Here is a 19,083-nt window from a genome sequence, read left to right on the forward strand (position 1 = left end):
TCTGGGGACGGCCCGAGGCGGATGCCCTCGCTCGGACCGCAGGATAATCCGGTGCTGCGGGGGCCGGGCGGGCTCGGCGGTGCGCCGAGCCCGCCCCGTCTCCGTTTCACCTAAGCCGGAGCTGTGTCACGCCATCAGCGCTGCAGGGTCAGCAGACCCGGCCGGTACGGCAGCAGACCGTAGTCACCGCCGGAGCTGGGCGAGCGGCCCTGGTAGAGCAGTTGCAGGTTGCACGGGTCGACCGTGAAGGTCTGGTCGGCGCTGGTCCGGATCAGCTCACCGTGGCTGATGTCGTTGGTCCAGGTCGCGCCGCTGTTGGCCTTACCAGCGAACGGGTTGCTCTCGCTGGCGGCGTTCGGCGTCCACGAACCACCCAGGCTGGTGGCCGTGAACGACCGGAAGTAGCGGCCCTGCGAACCGATCGCCTCGACGATCATCAGGTACCGCTGCTGACCCTGCAGCTTGTAGACCTGCACCGCCTCGAACAGGTTGTTCGTCGAGTCGGTCATGATCGTGGTGTAGTTCGACCCGAAGCTGCCCGGGAAGTTCCCCAGCGGCATGCTGGACCGGTAGACGCGACCGTTGTCACCGGTGAAGAACAGGTAGATGTTCTGGTCGTCGGCGATCAGGGTCTGGTCGATCGGACCGGTGCCGGAGTCGGAGATGCTGGCGGTGGAGAGCGTCTGCTGCGCACCCCAGCCGTTCGGGTTAGTGGGGTCGGTGGACGTTCGGTAGGAGAAGGCGGTGCCACCCCACTGGTAGGCCAGCACCCAGATGTTGCGCGGGGCGAAGTAGAACAGCGTCGGCGCGACAGTGGACGAGTTCATCGCGTTCTGGCTTGCCGAACCCAGCTGGTTCAAGTTCGAGACGAGGCCGAAGTTCATCGAACCCCACCTCGTTCCCGTGTCGTGCGTGGTCGCGTACACCAGCTGCTGACCGTTGTACGGCGCGACGGTGAAGTCCTTCAACGACACCCAACCGGACCTCGGCTGCGCCAGGGCACCCGTCGACGACCACCGGTAGGACGTCGGAAGGTTGCAGGTGGTACCCGGCGGCGTGGTCGGCGCGCCAGTCGTCGGTGCGGCGGTCGTCGGCACGGTGGTCGGTCCGCCGAGGGACCTGAGGCTGAACCGCTGGTTGGTGTTCCCGTGGCAGTCGTACAACTGCACCTGAGCACCGTTGGCCGTGCTCCAGACGTCCAGGCACCGCCCGGACTGAACTCCACTGATCGTGCCGTTGGAGTTCACGTTCCACTGCTGGTTGGTCCCGGTGTGGCAGCTGTAGATCTGCACCGCCGCGCCGTTACCGGAACCCGCCGCGTCCAGGCACATGTTGCCGTACACCTGCAGCTGCTTGCTCGACGTGTACGTCCAGGACTGGTTCGACCCCCGGTTGCAGTCGTACAACTGCACCCGCGTGCCATTGGTTGTGGACGAGTTGGGCACGTCGATACACCGGCCCGACTGCTCGCCGACGATCTCAGAGGCGGAGCCGGGTGGGGCGGTGGGCCCCGGCGTGGTCGGGTTCGGTCCCGGGGTGGTGGGGTTCGGTCCCGGCGTGGTCGGGTTGGGGGTGGCGCTGTTCAGTGCGGTGAGCACCGCGTCGTACGCCGGCTTCTTGTTGCCACTGCCGTCGAAGAGCAACGGCCGCTCACCGGAGCGCCACGAGTCCGAGTCGCGGATGCCCCACACCGTGATGCCGGTGCAGCGCGCCACCGCCAGGCAGTCGTTGACGGTGTTGCGGTACTGGTTCACGTCCGCGTTGGTGATGTCCAGCTCGGTGACCTGCACGTCGACGCCGAGGGCGGCGAAGCTGGACAGCGTGGTGCGGTAGTTGCTCGGGTAGCTCGACCCGCCGGTGAAGTGCGTCTGGAACCCGACGCAGTCGATCGGCACGCCGCGCTGCTTGAAGTCGCGGACCATGTTGTAGACGCCCTGCGTCTTGGCCGCCGACCAGTTGTCGATGTTGTAGTCGTTGTAGCAGAGCTTGACGTTCGGGTCCGCCGCGTCGGCGGTGCGGAACGCCACCTCGATCCAGTCGTTGCCGGTGCGCTGCAGGTTTGAGTCACGACGACCGCCGCCTCCGCCGTCGGCGTACGCCTCGTTCACCACGTCCCAGGAGTCCAGCTTGCCCCGGTAGTGGGTGACCACCGCGGTGATGTGGTCGATCATCGCCTGCCGCAGGGCGCTGCCGGACAGCGACTGCATCCAGCCCGGCTGCTGGGCGTGCCAGGCCAGGGTGTGCCCCTTGACCCTCATACCGCGCGCCTGGGCGTGGCTGACCAGCCGGTCGCCGTTGGTGTAGTTGAACTGGCCCCGGTTCGGCTGAAGCGCGTCGGGCTTCATCTCGTTCTCGGCCGTGACCTGGTTGAACTCACGGTTGAGGATGTTCGTGTAGGCGCTGTCGCCGAGTCTGCCCACGGCGACGGCGGTACCGAAGTACCGGCCGGACTGGGCGGCAGCCGCGCCGAGCGTGCTCGCGGCGGCCTGGGCGAGGTTGGGTAGCAGGGACACGACGAGGGCCGCGACGATGGCGGCCGTTCCGGATATGGCGAGCGTTCTGAATCGACGCCCGGCGGGACGGGTCCGGGGGATCACTGGTCCTCCTGCGGTGGATGGCGGCCTGCTACCGGCGAACGAGGTGATCGGTGGGTGAGCGGGTGGTCACCGATCCATGTGAGCGCTAACAGGCTGATCGATGGAACTAGATTTCCAAAAACTGCCAGCCATGGCAAGCGGTAGTTTCAGCGCCTTCTTGGAAGTTTCGGAGACGGAGCGGCCGACTGGACCTAGCCGAGCGCGTCGGCCAGGGACTTTCCAGCGTTGGCGGTGCCCTCGCTTCCGGTCAGGCGGCTGCCGGCGTGGTGCTCCCCCGAACGGTGAGAGCCGTCGCCAGCTCAAGCCCGAGCTGCGGGCTCCGCTCCCCCGCGCCAGAGCGAGCGCTAACTCGGTGGCGGTGGCGGCCATCTCGGCGAGCGGCTGGTGGACGGTGGGTCAGCGGAGGGTCGACCAGGGTGGCCAACGGCAGATCGTCGAAGCCCACCACGCTCAGGCCCGGAATCCGCAGTCCCATCCGCCGGGCGGCCTGGTAGACGCCGAGCGCGTGCAGGTCGTTGCAGGCAAAGATCGCGGTAGGTCGATCGGTACGGGCCAGCAGGTCCAGGAAGTTCGTCCGCGCCCTCAACCAGCAGATCCTGGACTACCCGCCAGCAGTCGAGGACGGCGATCGTGGCCTGGATCGAACGGACCTACCACCGCCGCAGACGCCAACCATCCGTCGTCTGCCCACTCGTTGCCTGTCAACAAGCAAGAGCCCCTTTCCCTGACTTTCAGGAAAGGGGCTCCGACCTGGCATTTCAGTCCGATGCTCCGGTCGCATCGATTGCGGCAGAACCCAGACGGATACGATGCCTCTGGAGCAGTATGGTTCAGGATTGTCGGCAGGGCGCAGCGGCTCAGCATCAGATACCGTACCGCCGTCGCAGAACCTGCGCTGCGCGATGGCGGTGCTCGAGGCGGCGACTACGTCGACCTGGAGGAGCAGCCGGAGATCACTAGGTTACCGTCGGCGCCATCGGGGCCGAGACCGGCGGTGGAGACGGTGGAATCGCTCGGGGGAAGCTACCAGCGATAGTCGACTACGGCATCCGCATCCGCGTACAGGACTGGTGGGGTTGCCGTATCGATCGCCCCTCGGACACGAACCGAATCCCAAGGGTGCGTGGCAAGATCTACATCTGCCCGCACCGTTTGCGTATCCGGTTCATAGGTCAGACGCAGCCCGAGGCTGCGGTACACCTCCATCTTGTGTTCGGGCTCGGCGTCTCGCACAGCGGTGACAAGGTCGCCGAGTTCCTCGACGATGCGATGATCTCTTCTTCGGTGAGGCGTCCGGTGGCGTCTGGAACCCCGGATGCGGTTACTGCCCGCTCCCGTTCCTCGGCGACCTGCCGTTCGGCCTGGGTTTCGGCGATCCATCCGGCGACCACGACTGGGTCCGCGCCCGCTTCCAGCGCCGCCCGGTAGCGGGCCAGCTTCGAGTCGCAGTCGGCCACCGTCGGTCCCACCGGCGTTGCCGAAGCCACGGCAGGTGCGCCGAGGCTGAGTTGGTCGAGGACTTTGGCGATGGTGTGCCGACGCTGCAGTGGTCCGAACTCGCCGACCAGCCAGGTGTCCAACGGGGTGATCAACGCCTCCTCACGCATGATCACGTTGCGCGGGTGGTCGATCTTGTTGGCAAGTGCGTACTCCTGTGGGAATCGGCAGCGGCAGCAGGCCACGCCGTGGGAGTGCTGACCCTGCATCTTCCGGTCGGGTTAGTGGGCGTTTTAGATGTGGGTTACTCGGGTGTGTTGAAGGTACGGCGGGGTTGGCGGGTGGCGGGTCCGCCGCGGGTGAGGCGGTTCAGCAGGCCGGTGATCGCGGCCCAGCGGATCATGTGTTCAGCGGTGACAGGGTCGGTTTCGTAGTCGCGGGCCAGGCGGCGGTGCAGCATCAACCAGCCCAGCGTCCTCTCCACCACCCACCTGCGCGGATGCACGACGAATCCCCGCTGGTCAGCCGGCTTACACACGATCTCAATCGTGGTGTTCAAGACGTTCTTGGCCCAGTCAACGAACCGGCCGGCGAACCCCTGACCGGCGAAGACGTGCCAAATCGGGGTCGCCGCGTAGGTCGCGAGCAGCGCGGCTTTGCGCCGTCGCGGTCCTGCCAGCACGCGGCCAGCACCCAGACGGTGACCAGCAGCCCGAGGGTATCGGTGACGATGAACCGCTTCCGGCCGTTGATCTTCTTGTTCGCGTCGTAGCCACGACTGACCGCAGGCACGGTATCCGCGGCTTTCACACACTCTGCGCGAGTCAATGATCCCCGCCGTCGGCTCCGCCTCGCGGTCGTGAGCGAGGCGGACCTGCTCACGCAGCTCGGTGAGGATCCGCTCGGTCACACCGCGCTTGTCCCAGCGTTTGAAGTGCCCGTACACCGTCTGCCACGGCGGGAAATCTGACGGCAGGTACCGCCACGGACAACCGGTCCGCACCACGTACAAGATCGCATCAACGATCGCCCTGCGAGGACGCTTCTCCGGCCTGCCCATCCACTTCTGGCCAGGCAGCATCACCTCCACGATCTCCCACTGGGCATCAGTCAGGTCAGACGGGTACCGCCGCACACGCTCCATACCCGACTACCGAGCCATCCGACCTCAACGATCGGACCCACTGTGCGACACACCCGACCAACACACATCCGAAACGCTCACTTAGAGGCCCAGGATCATGTGCGCCGCTCCGCTTCTGCTCCGGGCGGGGATTCCGGGCCCGGCGAGTTCTTGCGGCGCTTCTCCCCGTCAAAGTTGGTAAGCCATGCCGTCCTTCAGACGAGAATTTACGATCAAGATTGGGGATAGATATCGTAGAGCACTTCTGGCATGTTCCCCCGTATGAGGCTTTGGATGCCGTCGAGGCCGACACCAAACCGAGCAAGCCAATCCGCTACAAGATATATTGTCCAAAATTCGTCGAGGCCAAGGAAGTATCTACCCTGATCGAGCTCACCGATCGGAAACAGAGATACACCAATCAATTGACCCCACTCGCTAAACCTGTCATCTTCACCGAGTCCGAGAAGTGGATCGAGTTTGAATGCTTCTCGCGCCCGCGAAATCCCATCACCGCCGTACTCGAAAGACAGGCCACCAAACTCAGAGAGGAATCCCTCAGCCGCCTCGTGCATGACGAATCCAGAGCTCTCCAGGCGGGTACGCCAGGCCGACGTGTCAACGCGTCGACCAGGTGTCCAACCTGCGAGCAGGAGTGCCCGCTCCACTTCTTCGGATAGATCACCCATCATAGTCACCCGTCAAGAAGTTTAGGTCGAAGTGCTCAACAAGAGCTTGGCAACTATTGCATGGACCCACCGGGAATCCATGCTTGGGGTGTTTAACATCGCCTCTGATCAAGACGGCTGCCGCATCGGCTCCCATTGGACTCTCTCCGCTGTATAGCGACTGCGAAAGGCATACGACCAGGCCGCATTGCCCATGACCGACACCTCGGGCGCCAGGAGCGACTGTATTAAGGACCGCCTGAACTGCGGGGTGTGTCCGAACCGTTGCTCCGCGGACACTAGCACTCGCTATGACTCGCCCGCTCGGCAGCTTGATCGCTTCGGCAACCACCGGCCTTGCTGCAGAGGGCCGAACGGAGGCTGTCGCATCCGCAACCTCCTTCGCACCCCCCAGCGCAGTATCACAGTTATTGTTGTGTACGAGGACTGGTTCGTCGCCGGCGATCACATAGTACGTGTGGATGTCTGCGACCGTCAGGTCGCGCATGACCTTGTTGCCGTCGAAGTTGGCGACGCCGACGACGGTCACCTCGGCCCCGGGGCCACCGCCTCCACTACCGGCGCCCGTGCCGTCGCCCTCGAGCCGGTCCTCGTCGTGTACGAGCAGTCGATGGCCGGGCTGCAACTTCCCGGCGTCGACCCACTGCCGCTCCGTGGCATCCCAGAAGGGATGATGTGCGGTGGTCCTCAGTACCGTGGTGTCGCCATCACTGCCCCGAACGGTGACGTTCGTCAGTTCATCGTCCACATTGACGTGCAGGTGCGTGACCTGCTTCGCCTGGGTGTCCCCGGTCGTCGGCTCGGTCGCCGCCACCTCGTCGCCGATCCGGATGTCGCTGATCGGCTTGCTGCTGCCGTCGGCCATCAGCACCCGGGTCGCGGGATCGAAGCTGTGCCTGGCAGCCGCCTGCCCAGGTCGGCAACCCCCACCGCCCGAGGACCCACGATTCCCCTGCGGTGTCCGGACCACAGGAGACGCGTGCGCGCCGGAACCGCCACCACCCACCGGACGAGCCGCCGACCCACCACCGGCACCACTCGGCAGACGGCCACCGATCGACGGCGCGCCTCCACTACGCCCGGGAAGAAGCCGAGCGGCAGCCGAGCCACCAGCCCCGGCCAGACCCCCGGTGATCCTGCTGAGACCGGCGCTCCACGCCCCGTCAAGACCGCCCTCGATCATCGTCCCGGCGAGTCCGCTCCAGGTGAAGTCCTCGTCGCCCTGGCCGACGTCCACCATGTAGCCAGCACCGGCGGCCATCGCGCCGGCCACCGCCCCCGCGAGGATCGGGCAGCCGACCCCGGTCGCGCAAAGTGCGCCGACCGCGACCGTCGCCGCCACCGCCACGGCAGCACTGGCGACGAACTTCCACGGGTCCTGTTTGATTGCCTCGACCGTCGACTTCACGCTCGCGGCGGCCTTCTTCAGCGCCTGGGTGGCGGTTGCTTTCACGCATTTGCCGACGCCGGATTTCAGGCACTTCTTGGCCGCGCTGGCGGCGTCCTTGACCGCGTTGATCTTCTTCTTCGCCCACCGGGTGGTGGACTCCTTGACGACCTTCGCCGCCTTCTTCGCTTTGCTGACGACCTTCTTCGCCGTCTTGACGACCTTCTTGACGACCTTCTTGGCGGCCTTCTTGGCATCCGCGAGGGCCTTGCCCGAGGCGACGTACTTCACGGCCTTGGCGGCGACACTGACGGTGCTCCGCACCGCACCGGTGACCGACTTCTTGAAGCTCGACCAGCCCCAGTGCCCGGTCGGGTCGACCGTGGTCAGTGGGTTGCCGTCGCCGTACTGGAAGCGGTTGGCGGCGATCGAGTCGGGCAGCGGGTCGACGGTCGCGGTGTCCCGGGTGTCGAACTGGCCGGTGTCGGTGTTGTACCAGCGGCTCAGCATGTTGACCCGGCCGGATTGTGAGTCCGTCCACTCCCCCTGGTAGCCGAGGCTGCCGACCGGGTTCGCCGTGGCCCGGACCGCACCGAGCGGGTCGTAGGTGGTCGAGGCGGCCAGGGTGGCGCCGGTCGCGGTGAACTGGCCGACGACGTCGAGGTGCTGGTCGGTCCAGGCGTACGTCGACGAGGCGCCGCTGCCGGTTCCCGAGCCGAGCAGCTCGCCGGTCGGGCCGCGGGTGTAGGTGGCGGTGCTGTCCTGGGCGAGCGTGTTACCCAGTCCGGTGTACTTGAAGTCGGGCCGGATCGCCCTGCCGAGGGCGTCGTAGGCGTAGCTGCTGGTGCCGCCGGCTGCCTGCTGCGAGATCACCTGGCCGAACGCGTCGGCGCGGGTGGTGTAGCTGACCGATCCGGACGTCGTCTGTTTGAGGGTGCCGCGCGCCGTGTAGGCGTACGTGGTGGTGCCGTTCTGCGCGAGAAGCTGGTTACGGGCGTCGTAGGTGAAGGTCTTCGCGCCGTTCTGGATCCGGTTGCCGGAGTCGTCGTAGGCGTAGGTGGTACTGGTCGAGCCGCTCTGCCAGCTCTGCAGCCGGTCGGCCAGGTCGTAGGTGTAGGTGTTCGACGACGCGCCCGCGAAGCCGGTGGTGACCTTCGACGTCATGTTGCTGTTCAGGTCGTATCCGTAGGTGATCGACGCGACCGTGCCGCCGGCAGCCGTCTTCAGGGTGTCGGTCCTCAGCCGTTGCAGGCCGTCGTAGGTGAACGACCGCACGTTGCTGGCGCCGTAGGTGATCGTGGCGACCTGGGACATCGCGTTGTAGCCGACGGAGAGGTTGATTCCGGTCGTCGTGTTGCTGGCGGTCTTGAACCGGCCGGCGGCGTCGTAGGTGTAGGCGGTCGTGCCGGCCGCGTCGGTGCGGGACGCCATCTGGCCGTCGCGGGTGTAGGTGAAGGAGGCGGTATCGGTCGGACCGGTCACCGAGAGCGGCAGACCGCGATCGTCGTACGTCAACGAGTTCGTGCCCGACGGCACCGACAGCAAGGTGAGTCGTCCGGCGTCGTCGTATCCGAAGCTCCGGTCGGCCGTGGCGGCCTCGGCACCCGTCCCGCTCTGCCGGATCAGTCGGCCGAGGTCGTCATAGCCGCTGGTCAGCGTCACGCCACCGGGCATGGCGTACGTCTTCGGCCGGGCCGCCCTGTCGTAGCCGACGGTGAAGGTCCGGTCGGCCAGGTTCGGATAGGCCGGTGTCGCCGGCTCGATCTGCGACTCCGGCAGGCCCCATGCGTTGTACGTGGTCCAGAACGCGTTGCCCCGACCGTCGGTGAACCTGGTGCGGTTGCCGGCCGCGTCGTAGCCGAACGACGTGCCGATCGACGTGGTCGGTGAGGTCGGCTGGATCTCGCCGGTAACCCGGCCCAGCGCGTCGTAGCTGAACGTCGTCGTCGTACCGCGGGCGTCCTTCACCGAGGTCTGGTTGCCGTTGTCGTCGTAGCCGACGCTTTCCATGGTGAGAACCTGGTCGGCAGCGTCGAGATTCTGCACCCGGGTCGGGCGGCTCGCGCCGTCGTAGCTGACCGTCTGCTTCGTCTGGTCCGGCCGGATCGTCTTGACGGTACGACCAAGGCCGTCGTATTCGAATCTCGTCGTGTTCCCGGCGCCGTCGGCGCTGGTCACCAGCTCACCAAGCCAGTTGTAGGTGGCCTGCTGCGTCACCCCGTCCGGACTGGTGACCTTCCGCAGCCAGGGCCCGGCCGCCGGGGTCGTTCCGTAGACGCCGGTGCCGTAGTCGTAGAAGGTCGTGTTCGTCTGCGGCGTCGGTTGGCGTACGACCTCGCTGCTGGTCAGTTTCCGCCCCAGGAAGTCCCAGGTGGCGGTCCGCTTGGCGCCAGTCGGGTCGGTCGTCTCCAGCAGGTCGCCGACCGCGTTGTAGGACGCCTTCGCTACCTTGCCGGCCGGGTCGATCACCTCGATCGGATTGTCGAGGGAGTCGTACCTGTACCGGGTCTCCTTGTCCAGCGGATCGATCGTCGCCTCGACCCGTCCCAGCCCGTCGTAGACGGTCTTCGTCCGGGCGCCGACGATCGGCGTACCACCCGGCGGCGCGTAGTCGGGCAGAATCGTCTCGGTCGGCCGCCCGATAGCGTCGTAGCGGGTCGTGATCGTGTTCTGCAACGGATCCTGCGACTCGGTGGGTTCGCCGAAGGTGTTGTAGCCGGTCCGGGTCACCGGGACCGACGAGACCGGTCCGGGTCCGCCGAAGGTCTCCACGGAGACCGCCGGTGCTGTGGTGGTGACCAGCGCTCCGGCGGCGTCGTACTCGTAGCGGGTGATGTTGCCCATCGGGTCCGTCACCGCGGTGGTCAGGCCGCGCCGGTCGACCTGGTAGCTCGTGGTCAGCTTCTCGCTGGTCGCCGTCACGTGCGCGGTCCGGCCGTTGCCGCCCCCGTAGAGCCGCGTCACGTTCTCGGCGGACAGCGCCTCCTGGAAGACCTGCACGTTGTCGATGAGTCCGTTGACCTGATGAAGCTCATCTGGTCCGACGAAGAGCCCACCGACGGACAGCGGGGTGACCGCGTTCCAGGGGGTTGGTTGGGTAGCCGTGCCTGCCGGTGCACCGTTGACGTACAACGTCATCGCCTTCGTGTTGGAGTCGAAGACTCCGGCCAGGTGCACCCAGGTGCCGGTGGCCAGCGCGACGGAACTGGTGGGTCCGCGTCCTGTTGCAGACGCCGAGTCCGCGGACGCCGATAGGAACGTCCACTTCTTCGGGCCGTGGTCGTACGCCAGACATAACGCCACGCTGTTGTTGCCGCCCTCCCCGACGACGACCTGGCTCGTGTTGAGGTCCCGTAGCTTCACCCAGGCCGAGACCGAGTACGACTGGGTGGTGAGCAGCATCGGCTGCTGGGACCCGTAGAAGTCGGCCCGGTTGAACGAGGCGGCGCCCTCGGACCGGCCGATGGCCGCGTCCCACGAGTGCAGGTTCTGCTGGGAGGGCGACGAGTCGAAGGCCGTCCAACTGCTGGTACCGGTCTCGCCCATCTCCCACCAGCCGACCGGTCCGGCCGAGCTGCTGAGGGTGACGCTCTCCGAGGTGAGTCGGCCCATCGGGTCATAGGTGGCCTCGGTAGTCTGCAACGGCGTCTCGAGCTGGCCGACCGAGTGCCGGGTGCTGACCACCCGATCGTCGTCGTCATAGACGTAGTTGGTGAGCCGGTGCAGGTCGAACGGCTGCTCGATGACCTCGGCAAGCCGGTTCGCCTGGTCGTAGTCGTAGAAGGTCAGGTTGGCGCCGTTGTCCCGACGCTGGGAGGAGAGGTTTCCGACCGCGTCGTAGGTGTTCTCCTCCTCGACGTACGTCTTGACCCCGTCGGTACGGGTGATCTTGGTGACGTTGTCGTTGAGGTCGTACTCGTATCGGGTCACCCAGTCCATTGCGTCGGTTTCCGAGGCCAGGTTGCCGTTGGCGTAGTACGCCTTCGAGGAGACCCGGGTGGTGGTGCCGTCCTGACCGGTGACGCTGCTGGTCAGGTGTTGCCCGACGGCGTCGTAAGTCTCCTCGACGACACGCAGCCGGTCACCGCTCGGACAGGAGGCGGTGTGCACCGCGCCGGTCACCGAGTTGAGCACCGGCGGGTCGACCTGCTCGACGACCTGTCCGGCAAGGTCGTAGGTGTAGGTGGTGGTCAGGTCGCCCACCGTCGCGCCCGTCTTGACGGTCTTGCGCACCGTCCGACCGAGACCGTCGTGCGCGAACTCGGTGACCAACCCGGCCGCATCGGTGATCCGGACGACATCGCCGGCGGCGTTGTATTCGGTGGTCTGCCGACCACCCTCAGCCGAGGTGACCGTGTAGGGCAGGCCGGGCGGGGTTACCCCGCCACCCACCGCCGGAGTGGTCGCGGTGGTGTAAGTCAGGGTGATGCTGCGGTCACCCGGATATCCCGGCACCGGCGGCGGGACCATCCTGGTCCGGTTGCCGGCGGTGTCGTACTCGAACCTCGTCAGGAACTCGTTGTCCGTCGCCGACTGGGACCTGGCGTCCCGGACCGCGGTGAGCTGATCGTTGCGGGGATCCGGAGCGGGGGTGGCAGTGGTGGAGTTCGGCCAGAAGCTGTAGTAGGTGCTGTCGCACCACTGCCGGTCGCGGCAGACGGTGGACCGGATCACGTTTCCGCGTACGTCCCGGCCGGAGACGGTCTTCATGCCGAGCGGGTCGAAGACGATCGTCTCGAAACCGCCGACGTCGTAGCCGTAGGAGGTGGTCCGGCCGAGTTCGTCGGTCGCGGCAATCAGCCGGCCGCCGTTGACGATGTCGAAGACCTGCTTCGAGACCTGGTTCGTCGGATCGGTGACGCTCACGGTCGACACCGGGGTCAGCGTCGGGGTCGCCCCCGGCTGCAGCGCACTTCGGGACGCCTTGTAGTGCGCGTCCACCTCGGTGGCCGGCAGTTCCCGCTCGTAGTAGGCGAACTCCGCGATGTTGCCCTTGAAGTAGCTGGTGTCCCCGGAGACGCTCGGCCAACCCCTGGTGGTACCCGCACCGATATATGAGTGCACCGATGCGTCCAGCACGATCGGGCCGAGCATGCCGACCATCTTGTTGTCGAGGTAGACCGTCTGCCGGCTGGACGAGGCAGACAGGACGACGTGGTGCCAGTTGCCGTCGTTGACCTTGGTCGTCGAGGTCACCACGTTGCAGACGCTCGCCGAGCTCGGCTTCGGGGCTTCGGCCACGGTGCGCAGTGATCTCGCGCTGCTCAATCAGGCCCTGGTCCGCTGGTCCGGGTTCGCCCCGGTGGCGCGGGTGCGGGCCGTCATCTCGGAGGCTCAGGCGCAAAGCCGCTGACGGCTTTTAGCAGATCCGGCGTCGTCACGCAAGTGACGCATGGGTTTGCACTGAGTCACTGCTCCATGAAGGTGTGTACGAACGGGTATGCCCGGCTCCCTGCTGTGAAAGCACGGTGGAACCTTCTGTCCACCCACCCCGCGAATTGTGTCCCGTTGACCACCCGACTGGGCGAGGGAAACGCATTGCTTCCGGCGCTTCCCACGCCCATGATGGCGAGGAGATCAGTTCATTGCGCTCAAGATTGAATTGCTTCCTTGATCACCAACGGCCAATAGGGCGTGCGATATTTTGCATCTGTGCTCATCTCTGTGGAAGGCTGCCGATGGCAGATGTGTTCGTCAACTACCGTACGGATGACGCCGGTTATGCCGCCGGGCTGGTCTACGAGCGGCTCCGGGCCGAGTTCGGTGCGGAGAACGTCTTCCGCGACTGCCGGTCCATGCACGCGGGTGCCGACTTCCCCGACGAGTTGTGGTCCGCCCTACGCGGCAGCGCCGTCCTGCTCGTCGTCATCGGCCCCGACTGGCTGACCCTGGAGGACGCGACCGGTCGCCGGCGCATCGACGACCCGAACGACTTCGTGCGCCGGGAGATCGTGGAAGCCGTGGACCGATCGATCCGAGTGATCCCGGTATTCCTCGACGGGGCGAAGCCGTTGGTGGCGAGTGACCTTCCGGACGCTCTGACAACGCTGCCGGACCGGCAGTTCGTCACGCTTCGCAGCCGCCACGACGGAGCTGACCTGGATTACCTGGTCAAGGAGTTGCGGCTGTTTGTCTCCGGGCGGAAACGGCGCGAGCCGAAAGGCAACGACGCCCCGTCGAGGGGTGGCGTACGGATCAAGGGAGATGCCAAGGTCATCGGTCCCGTGATCGGCGGCGATGTCTACGGCAACGTCCGCGGGCCGCGGGCTGGGTTCGGTGACGCCCAATGACCACGCCCGAAGCGGCCGATCGGCCGGAAGGGCGGAAGGCCGACTCCACCGATGAGGCCGACGCCCCGGCCCGGAAGATCAACGATGCCGGCGATGAGCTCCGCGCCAACGCGGCGACCCCACGCCGGGCGGCCGAGACCAACGAGAACCTGAGGGCGGCCCGGGCGGTTTTCCGCCAGGGCGGCGTCTCCGTCGGCGGTGACGCTCGCGTCAAGGGCACGGTCATCGGTGGCGACCAGATCATTTACCAGCAGTACCTCTCCGACGACGCCCGCCCGGTGCTTACCTTCGAGGTCAGCCGGCGTCTCGTCGACCTCGCCCGGTACGGATACGCGGTGGGCGAGGCCTATCCGAAGCTCGCCTCGGCCGCCGGATCGCGCCGGCTCGTCATCATTCAGGCGCCCCGCGGCCGGGGTAAGTCCGCGGCTGCCATGCGACTGTGCGCCGAGGCCGGGATCCTCCAGTTCCTCGCCTATAAGCCGACGGTGCTGCCCGAGGAGATCGCCCGGACCGTCAAGGCCGATACCGCGCACCTGGTCGAGGAGATGACGCCGGCCGTCGCGCAGGCTCTCACCGCCGCCTCGCTCACCGACCTCGAGAGCAAACTAGATCCTCGCTCCCGAGTGGTCATCACGGTCAGCGATGAGATCACCTTCCGGGACCCGGGCGTGCACCAGTTCGTGGTGACGCTCGGCCCGGCGCCCGCGCATCGGGAGGTGCTCCGGGCCCGGCTGACCTACCTGGTCGGCGCCTCCCGCTGCGCGCAGGCACTCGACCATTCCGACGTCACGAAACTTTTCGCCGAGGAGATCACCGCGGACAGCCCGTGTGACCGGGTCGCCGCTTTGGCCTGGCACCTGCACGAGAGTTGGGGCACGGGCGGGCCGGACGTCGAAGCCGTGCGCGCCCGCATGCGACGCTCGATGGAGCGCGAGGTCGAGGGCTGGTTCCTTAGCCTACCGACCACTTCGCTCAAGGCTCTGGCGATCTCGCTGGCCCTGCTCGACGGTCTTCCTTACCAGACCGTCGCGGCCACCGCCGAGTCACTGGCGAAGCTGCTGGAGGTGCCCTCGGTGACCAGCACGGCGGGACCCGACAAGTTCGGCGAGAGCCGGACCGCCCGGATCAACGCGATCCGCGCCGGGTTGACCTGGGAGGACGTGCCGAGCCGACTGGGTACGGTGCCGGCTCAGGTGATCCGGTTCCTGAACAGCGACTATCCGCCCATCGTGCTGCGGCTGGTGTCTGACGAGTACGACGACGTCCGCGACAACTTGCTGGAGTGGCTGCGCGACCTCGCTGGGCATCCGGATGACGCGGTCCGGATTCGGGCCGCGGCGGGTGTCGGCGTGCTGGCCGAACGCGCCTTCGAGCACATCCTGCGCACGGTCATCCGGCCGTGGGCCCGCAGCCGCTCGGAGCGCCGCCGGGAACTCGCGGCGTACGCGCTGCAGGACCCGGGCAACCGGCCGGAACTGCAGCACCAGGTGCTGGCGTTGGTCGACGAGTGGGCGGCGCCGAGCGCGCCGTGGCAACTGCAGGCCGCGGCGGCCCGGGCCTACGGCGCCGCGCTGGGCGGCGACTTCCCCGACCGGGCGCTCGACCGGCTCAACCGCCTGGCAGTCACCGGAAGCGCCGAGGTGGGACTGGCAATCTCCTACAGCCTCGCCGAACTCGTCGATGCCGATCACGGCAAGACCGGCCCGATTCTCGAGCTCGTGGTCCGCTGGATGGGCAACGGCATCGACCCGCGCACGCCCACGGGAGAGCTGGCCTTCCTCACCCTGGCCACCGACCTGGTCTACCCGCGGGAAGGGCCGCTGCTGCTCGCCCTGTCCGCCGCCGACCACCGGATCCGCAACGTGCTGGCGTCTGCGTGGTTCCACACCCTCAACGGCCGGCTCTTCGCGCAAGACGCCCGGACGGTCGCCGGCATCTGGGCCGGCGTCGCGGAGGGCGAGGAGGCGATCCGCGGGGCCTTGGTCACGCTCTTCGCGGTCGCGGCGGCTGGCAGCACCCGCACCGCCAAGATCCTGGGTGTCACCGCCCGGTCGTGGCTGACGCGCTCCGGCACGACGTACGCACCACTCACCGCCGCCGCGGTCCTGAGCGCCGTCGGGCAGCCGCCAGGTGGCGGCCGCCCCGAACTCTCGATCAACCAGTGAGGACCACCATGCCGCGCTCCATAGTCCTGAAGGAGACCCCGGTCGCCCGCTTCCACCTGTGGAAGCCGGTCCGGTCCTTCAGCGTGATTGTTGTCTACACCACGGTCGACGGCACGGTGGAGTGCCCCGGTCGCCCGCTGTCGCGCTGGGAGCTGCTCTCCGGCCGCTACCGGACGATGTGCGAGATCGACTCGGCACACCAGACCGTCACTATCAACGACCGTCTCCCGTCCCGCGACGACTCCTTTTTCTTCGCGGTGAACGCCGTTGTCGGGTGGCGGGTTGCCGACGCCGCGAAGATCATCGTGGAGCGGGCCGACGGGCGGGTGGAGCCGTCGGTCGTCCACTACGTCATGACCCGGATGCGGGAAATCAGCCGGCGCCACGACATCGACAAGTTCGCCCCGGTGGAGGCCGGGTGCAATCAGCTCGTCGCCGGGCGGCCGCTGGAACTGCCGAACCTGGGCGTGGTGATCGAGAGCATCAGCGCGCACGTGACTCACGACGATGCCGCCAAGCAGTACCTTCAGGAGCACAAGGAGATCGACCGGAAGTTGTCACTCGCTCAGCGCGGCCACGCGCTCAACACCCAGGAGCTGCGCAACGAGCAGGAACTGGAGCGTGAACGGCACACCGCGGTCGCGGCCATGGTGCAGGGCGAGTTCGGGCTGATCACCACGTTTCTGCGGCACCACCCGGATCAGTCGCTGACCGTGCTGCAGATGATGCGCGACCGGCAGTCCGAGCTGGAGCAGCGGCAGCAGGCCCGCTTCGCCAACGCCGCCGCGATTGTCGACAAGATGCTGGAAAACGGCATCTTCCAGGACGTCGACGCCGAGCCCCTCCGGGACGCGGCCGTGCAGAACCTTCTGGCCTCGATGACCGGGGGCGGCCCGTCCGACGGCGCCGGGCCGAGCTGCGGGGCGGCGCCCGCGACGACCTGGTACTCATTCGACCTGCCCCAGCAGGAGGCGCTGCGGCCGGCCGCCGGACTGTCCCCGGCGCCGGAACCGGCGACCGCCCAGGCGGGGTCCGCAGTGCCCGGCGAGAGCACCGACTCCACCGGCGTGGTCGGGTGGCAAGAGTTCAAGCCGCGGCGCAGCACCGGCGAAGCGGACCACTGAGTTGACGATCAGTGATGGCGACGGCCAGGTGCGGCCGGCAGGCGGGGTGCGCGAACTCGCCGGCCGGGTGATTTCGCGGGTCCGGCAGGTTCTCGATCCACGGGCGGCGCTGCCGCCCGTTCAGTGCGATGTCCCGCTCGCGACGGAGCCGCAGGGCGACGGCCAGATCAGCACCGGCTCCCCACGCGGCTTGCCAACGACTCCCCGGCACCCGCGCACGGGACCGCCGGTCGTCATCGCGCCGCAGAATCCGGCGACCGCGTACCCGCCGCGGTTCGGCAGAGGCTCACCGGCTGCCGCCCGGCAGTGGCGGCTGCCGGCCGGCTCGGCCTCGCCGTCCGGCCTGGCGGCGGACCAGGCCGTGGTCGGCGATCTGCACGTGCGGGGCGCTTCCGTGGTCGGCGCCGGCCACCGGTGCGAGCACCCTGCGCTGCCCCGGCAGGACGCCTACCGCGTCGCCCAGGACCGCGACGGCCGGCACCTGATCATCGCGGTGGCCGATGGCATGGCCGACAGCTCGCGTGCCGAACTCGGGGCTCAGGCCGCCACCGGCCAGGCCGTCGCGCTGGTCCGCCGGCATCTCGACTCCGGGCGGTGCCCGGAGTCGCTGCCCGCCACCAAGCTTTACGAACGCATCGCGAGCGCCATGATCCAGTCGGCCGAGGAGCGCAGCCTCACCGCCGGCGACGTGCGGACGACGCTGACCGTCGCGGTGGTCGACGCCCGTCCCCATCCTGACGGCAGTCGTTCGCTCTGGACGTGCCGGCTCGGCGACACCGAGGCCTGGTACCGCGTCGCGAACGGCTGGAAGGCCATGATCGGCGGACCGAAATCCGCCTTCGACGGCAACGTCCTGCGCGAGTTCCTGCCGCACTACCCGGACGCCGTGGTGCAGAAGACCTTCACCATCAAGCCGGGCGCGGTCTTCGCGGTGATGACCGACGGCGTGAGCGACGCGCTGGCCGAGGTCGATGGGTTTGCGCAGTGGCTGCACGCCCGGTGGGCCGAGCCACCGCCGCTGGCGTCGTTCGCCCTCGATGTCGACTTCGACGCGCCGGGACAGCAGGACGACCGGACCAGTGTGGTGGTCTGGGCCGGGCAGAGCGATGACCGCCGGTGACCGCCACCCGTTTCCCCGCAGTCGTCGAGATCGGACAGCTCGGCCGGCTCCCGGACACACCGTTGGCCAACGGCGGCCAGTGCGAGGGGGTCTGGGTGGTGCCGGCGGCGCCGTCCCTCCTGTTCAAGAAGTACACCCTCGAGGTACGCCGCCAGACGGACAGCGCGGCGCTCGACCGGCTGATCGCGGAACCCTCCGCGATGAGCCGGGACCAGCGCCGCTTGGTCGAGATGGCCACCGCCTGGCCGAGCAGCCGGGTCACCGACGGCGGCGACACGGTGGGCGTGCTGCTGCCGCGGGCGCCGGATGCCTTCACCGTCGCGTGGCGCTCCCCGACGGACGTCGAGAACCCGGCCCGCCGCACCACGTTGGAGATCGACCTGCTGGCCAAGCCGGACAGGTTCCTCACCCAGCGCGCCATCCCGGCCCAACCGGCCGCCGAGCGGGCGACGATGTGCACCACTCTCGCGCGGATCGCCGCGCTCTTCGAGGAGCGCGGGCTGGTCTATGCCGACTGGTCCTACGCGAACGCCTTCTGGCAGCCGGTCAAGCACGAGGTGTTCCTGCTGGACATCGACGGCTGCTCATTCGGACCGCGAGACTACGTCATCACCCCGAACTTCGACGATCCGAAGACGCCACCCGGCACCAAGGTGGACAACTACACCGACCGCTACCGGGCGGCGCTGCTGATCGCGCGGTGCCTGACTACGGTACGCGACGTCGAGCCGCTGACCGCCGCGCTGTCGGCGATGTCCGGGGCGGCGCCCGCCACGTTGCGGCGTATCCTGGTCGAAGCCCGCCGCGACGCCCGTCCGCCGCTCGCCGAGCTCGCCGCGGCCTTCACCGGTACCATGTCGCCGGCGCCATCGACGAGACCGCAGGATACGACCGGCGTCGTGGATTGGGTCGAGTGGAGCCCGTCGGTCAAGCGGACGAAGCCGGCCCCGCAACAGACCCGGCCCGCACGCGCGACCGCGTCCACCTCGCAGCCGGCGACTCCGAAGCCCGCGCCCCCGAATGGTTCGGCGACCACTCAACAAGACGTCACGGCGGGCACGGCGGCGTTCGGCTGCGGGGTGCTTCTTTTCCTCATCGCCGCTGTGGCCTTCGGCGTCGTAGCCGTCGTGCACTGGCTCGTCTGATCTCCT

The 19,083-nt window shown here is 67.7% G+C and carries 12 protein-coding genes; 6 read left to right on the plus strand and 6 right to left on the minus strand.

Annotated features, from left to right (window positions below; all coding sequences use genetic code 11):
* Positions 1–134: 134 nt before the first annotated feature.
* The 6 genes from EV371_RS19825 to EV371_RS19850 all read right to left on the minus strand — a co-directional run bounded on the left by EV371_RS19825 (position 135) and on the right by EV371_RS19850 (position 12,432).
* Positions 135–2,507 carry a non-reducing end alpha-L-arabinofuranosidase family hydrolase gene (locus EV371_RS19825; RefSeq protein ID WP_130466065.1) on the minus strand — a complete coding sequence of 791 codons (2,373 nt, stop codon included), beginning with the start codon at positions 2,505–2,507 and terminating at the stop codon, positions 135–137.
* A 337-nt stretch (positions 2,508–2,844) separates the two neighbouring features.
* On the minus strand, positions 2,845–3,183 hold the full coding sequence (locus EV371_RS19830; protein WP_165436746.1) for a substrate-binding domain-containing protein: 339 nt from the start codon (positions 3,181–3,183) through the stop codon (positions 2,845–2,847).
* A gap of 586 nt (positions 3,184–3,769) precedes the next feature.
* On the minus strand, positions 3,770–4,303 hold the full coding sequence (locus EV371_RS19835; RefSeq protein WP_130463366.1) for a hypothetical protein: 534 nt from the start codon (positions 4,301–4,303) through the stop codon (positions 3,770–3,772).
* 35 nt (positions 4,304–4,338) lie between these two features.
* On the minus strand, positions 4,339–5,115 hold the full coding sequence (locus tag EV371_RS19840) for an IS5 family transposase (RefSeq protein ID WP_486484954.1): 777 nt from the start codon (positions 5,113–5,115) through the stop codon (positions 4,339–4,341).
* A 275-nt stretch (positions 5,116–5,390) separates the two neighbouring features.
* Positions 5,391–5,849, minus strand: a complete 459-nt coding sequence (locus EV371_RS19845) for an SUKH-3 domain-containing protein (protein ID WP_130466066.1) — start codon at positions 5,847–5,849, stop codon at positions 5,391–5,393.
* Positions 5,839–12,432 carry a LamG-like jellyroll fold domain-containing protein gene (locus tag EV371_RS19850; protein ID WP_165436747.1) on the minus strand — a complete coding sequence of 2,198 codons (6,594 nt, stop codon included), beginning with the start codon at positions 12,430–12,432 and terminating at the stop codon, positions 5,839–5,841. The genes EV371_RS19845 and EV371_RS19850 overlap by 11 nt, the downstream gene beginning before the upstream one ends.
* Here EV371_RS19850 and EV371_RS33470 point away from each other — a divergent pair.
* The 6 genes from EV371_RS33470 to EV371_RS19875 all read left to right on the plus strand — a co-directional run bounded on the left by EV371_RS33470 (position 12,413) and on the right by EV371_RS19875 (position 19,077).
* Positions 12,413–12,586: a hypothetical protein gene (locus tag EV371_RS33470; RefSeq protein WP_165436748.1), complete on the plus strand. Its 174-nt coding sequence runs from the start codon at positions 12,413–12,415 to the stop codon at positions 12,584–12,586. The two genes, EV371_RS19850 and EV371_RS33470, sit on opposite strands and share 20 nt — an antisense overlap.
* A 325-nt stretch (positions 12,587–12,911) precedes the next feature.
* Positions 12,912–13,523 (plus strand): TIR domain-containing protein, encoded by a 612-nt coding sequence (locus EV371_RS19855; RefSeq protein ID WP_130463368.1) that lies wholly within the window; start codon positions 12,912–12,914, stop codon positions 13,521–13,523.
* Positions 13,520–15,688, plus strand: coding sequence for a hypothetical protein (locus EV371_RS19860; RefSeq protein WP_130463369.1), 2,169 nt, complete (start codon positions 13,520–13,522; stop codon positions 15,686–15,688). The genes EV371_RS19855 and EV371_RS19860 overlap by 4 nt, the downstream gene beginning before the upstream one ends.
* An 8-nt stretch (positions 15,689–15,696) precedes the next feature.
* On the plus strand, positions 15,697–16,812 hold the full coding sequence (locus EV371_RS19865) for a hypothetical protein (protein WP_130463370.1): 1,116 nt from the start codon (positions 15,697–15,699) through the stop codon (positions 16,810–16,812).
* Position 16,813: 1 nt separating this feature from the next.
* Positions 16,814–17,932, plus strand: a complete 1,119-nt coding sequence (locus EV371_RS19870; RefSeq protein ID WP_130463371.1) for a protein phosphatase 2C domain-containing protein — start codon at positions 16,814–16,816, stop codon at positions 17,930–17,932.
* A complete protein-coding gene (locus EV371_RS19875; RefSeq protein WP_130463372.1) occupies positions 17,929–19,077 on the plus strand; it encodes a hypothetical protein in 1,149 nt (382 codons plus the stop codon). Before EV371_RS19870 ends, EV371_RS19875 begins: the two co-directional genes overlap by 4 nt.
* Positions 19,078–19,083: the final 6 nt, after the last annotated feature.

The organism is Plantactinospora sp. CNZ321 (genome assembly GCF_004217235.1).

What these genes read in the sequence shown, in the direction of transcription:
- EV371_RS19845 (WP_130466066.1), bottom strand. Translation starts at nt 5,849, where the DNA reads ATGATGGGTGATCTATCCGAAGAAGTGGAGCGGGCACTCCTGCTCGCA.
- EV371_RS19865 (WP_130463370.1), top strand. Translation starts at nt 15,697, where the DNA reads ATGCCGCGCTCCATAGTCCTGAAGGAGACCCCGGTCGCCCGCTTCCAC.
- EV371_RS19840 (WP_486484954.1), bottom strand. Translation starts at nt 5,115, where the DNA reads ATGCTGCCTGGCCAGAAGTGGATGGGCAGGCCGGAGAAGCGTCCTCGC.
- EV371_RS19855 (WP_130463368.1), top strand. Translation starts at nt 12,912, where the DNA reads ATGGCAGATGTGTTCGTCAACTACCGTACGGATGACGCCGGTTATGCC.
- EV371_RS19835 (WP_130463366.1), bottom strand. Translation starts at nt 4,303, where the DNA reads ATGCAGGGTCAGCACTCCCACGGCGTGGCCTGCTGCCGCTGCCGATTC.
- EV371_RS19860 (WP_130463369.1), top strand. Translation starts at nt 13,520, where the DNA reads ATGACCACGCCCGAAGCGGCCGATCGGCCGGAAGGGCGGAAGGCCGAC.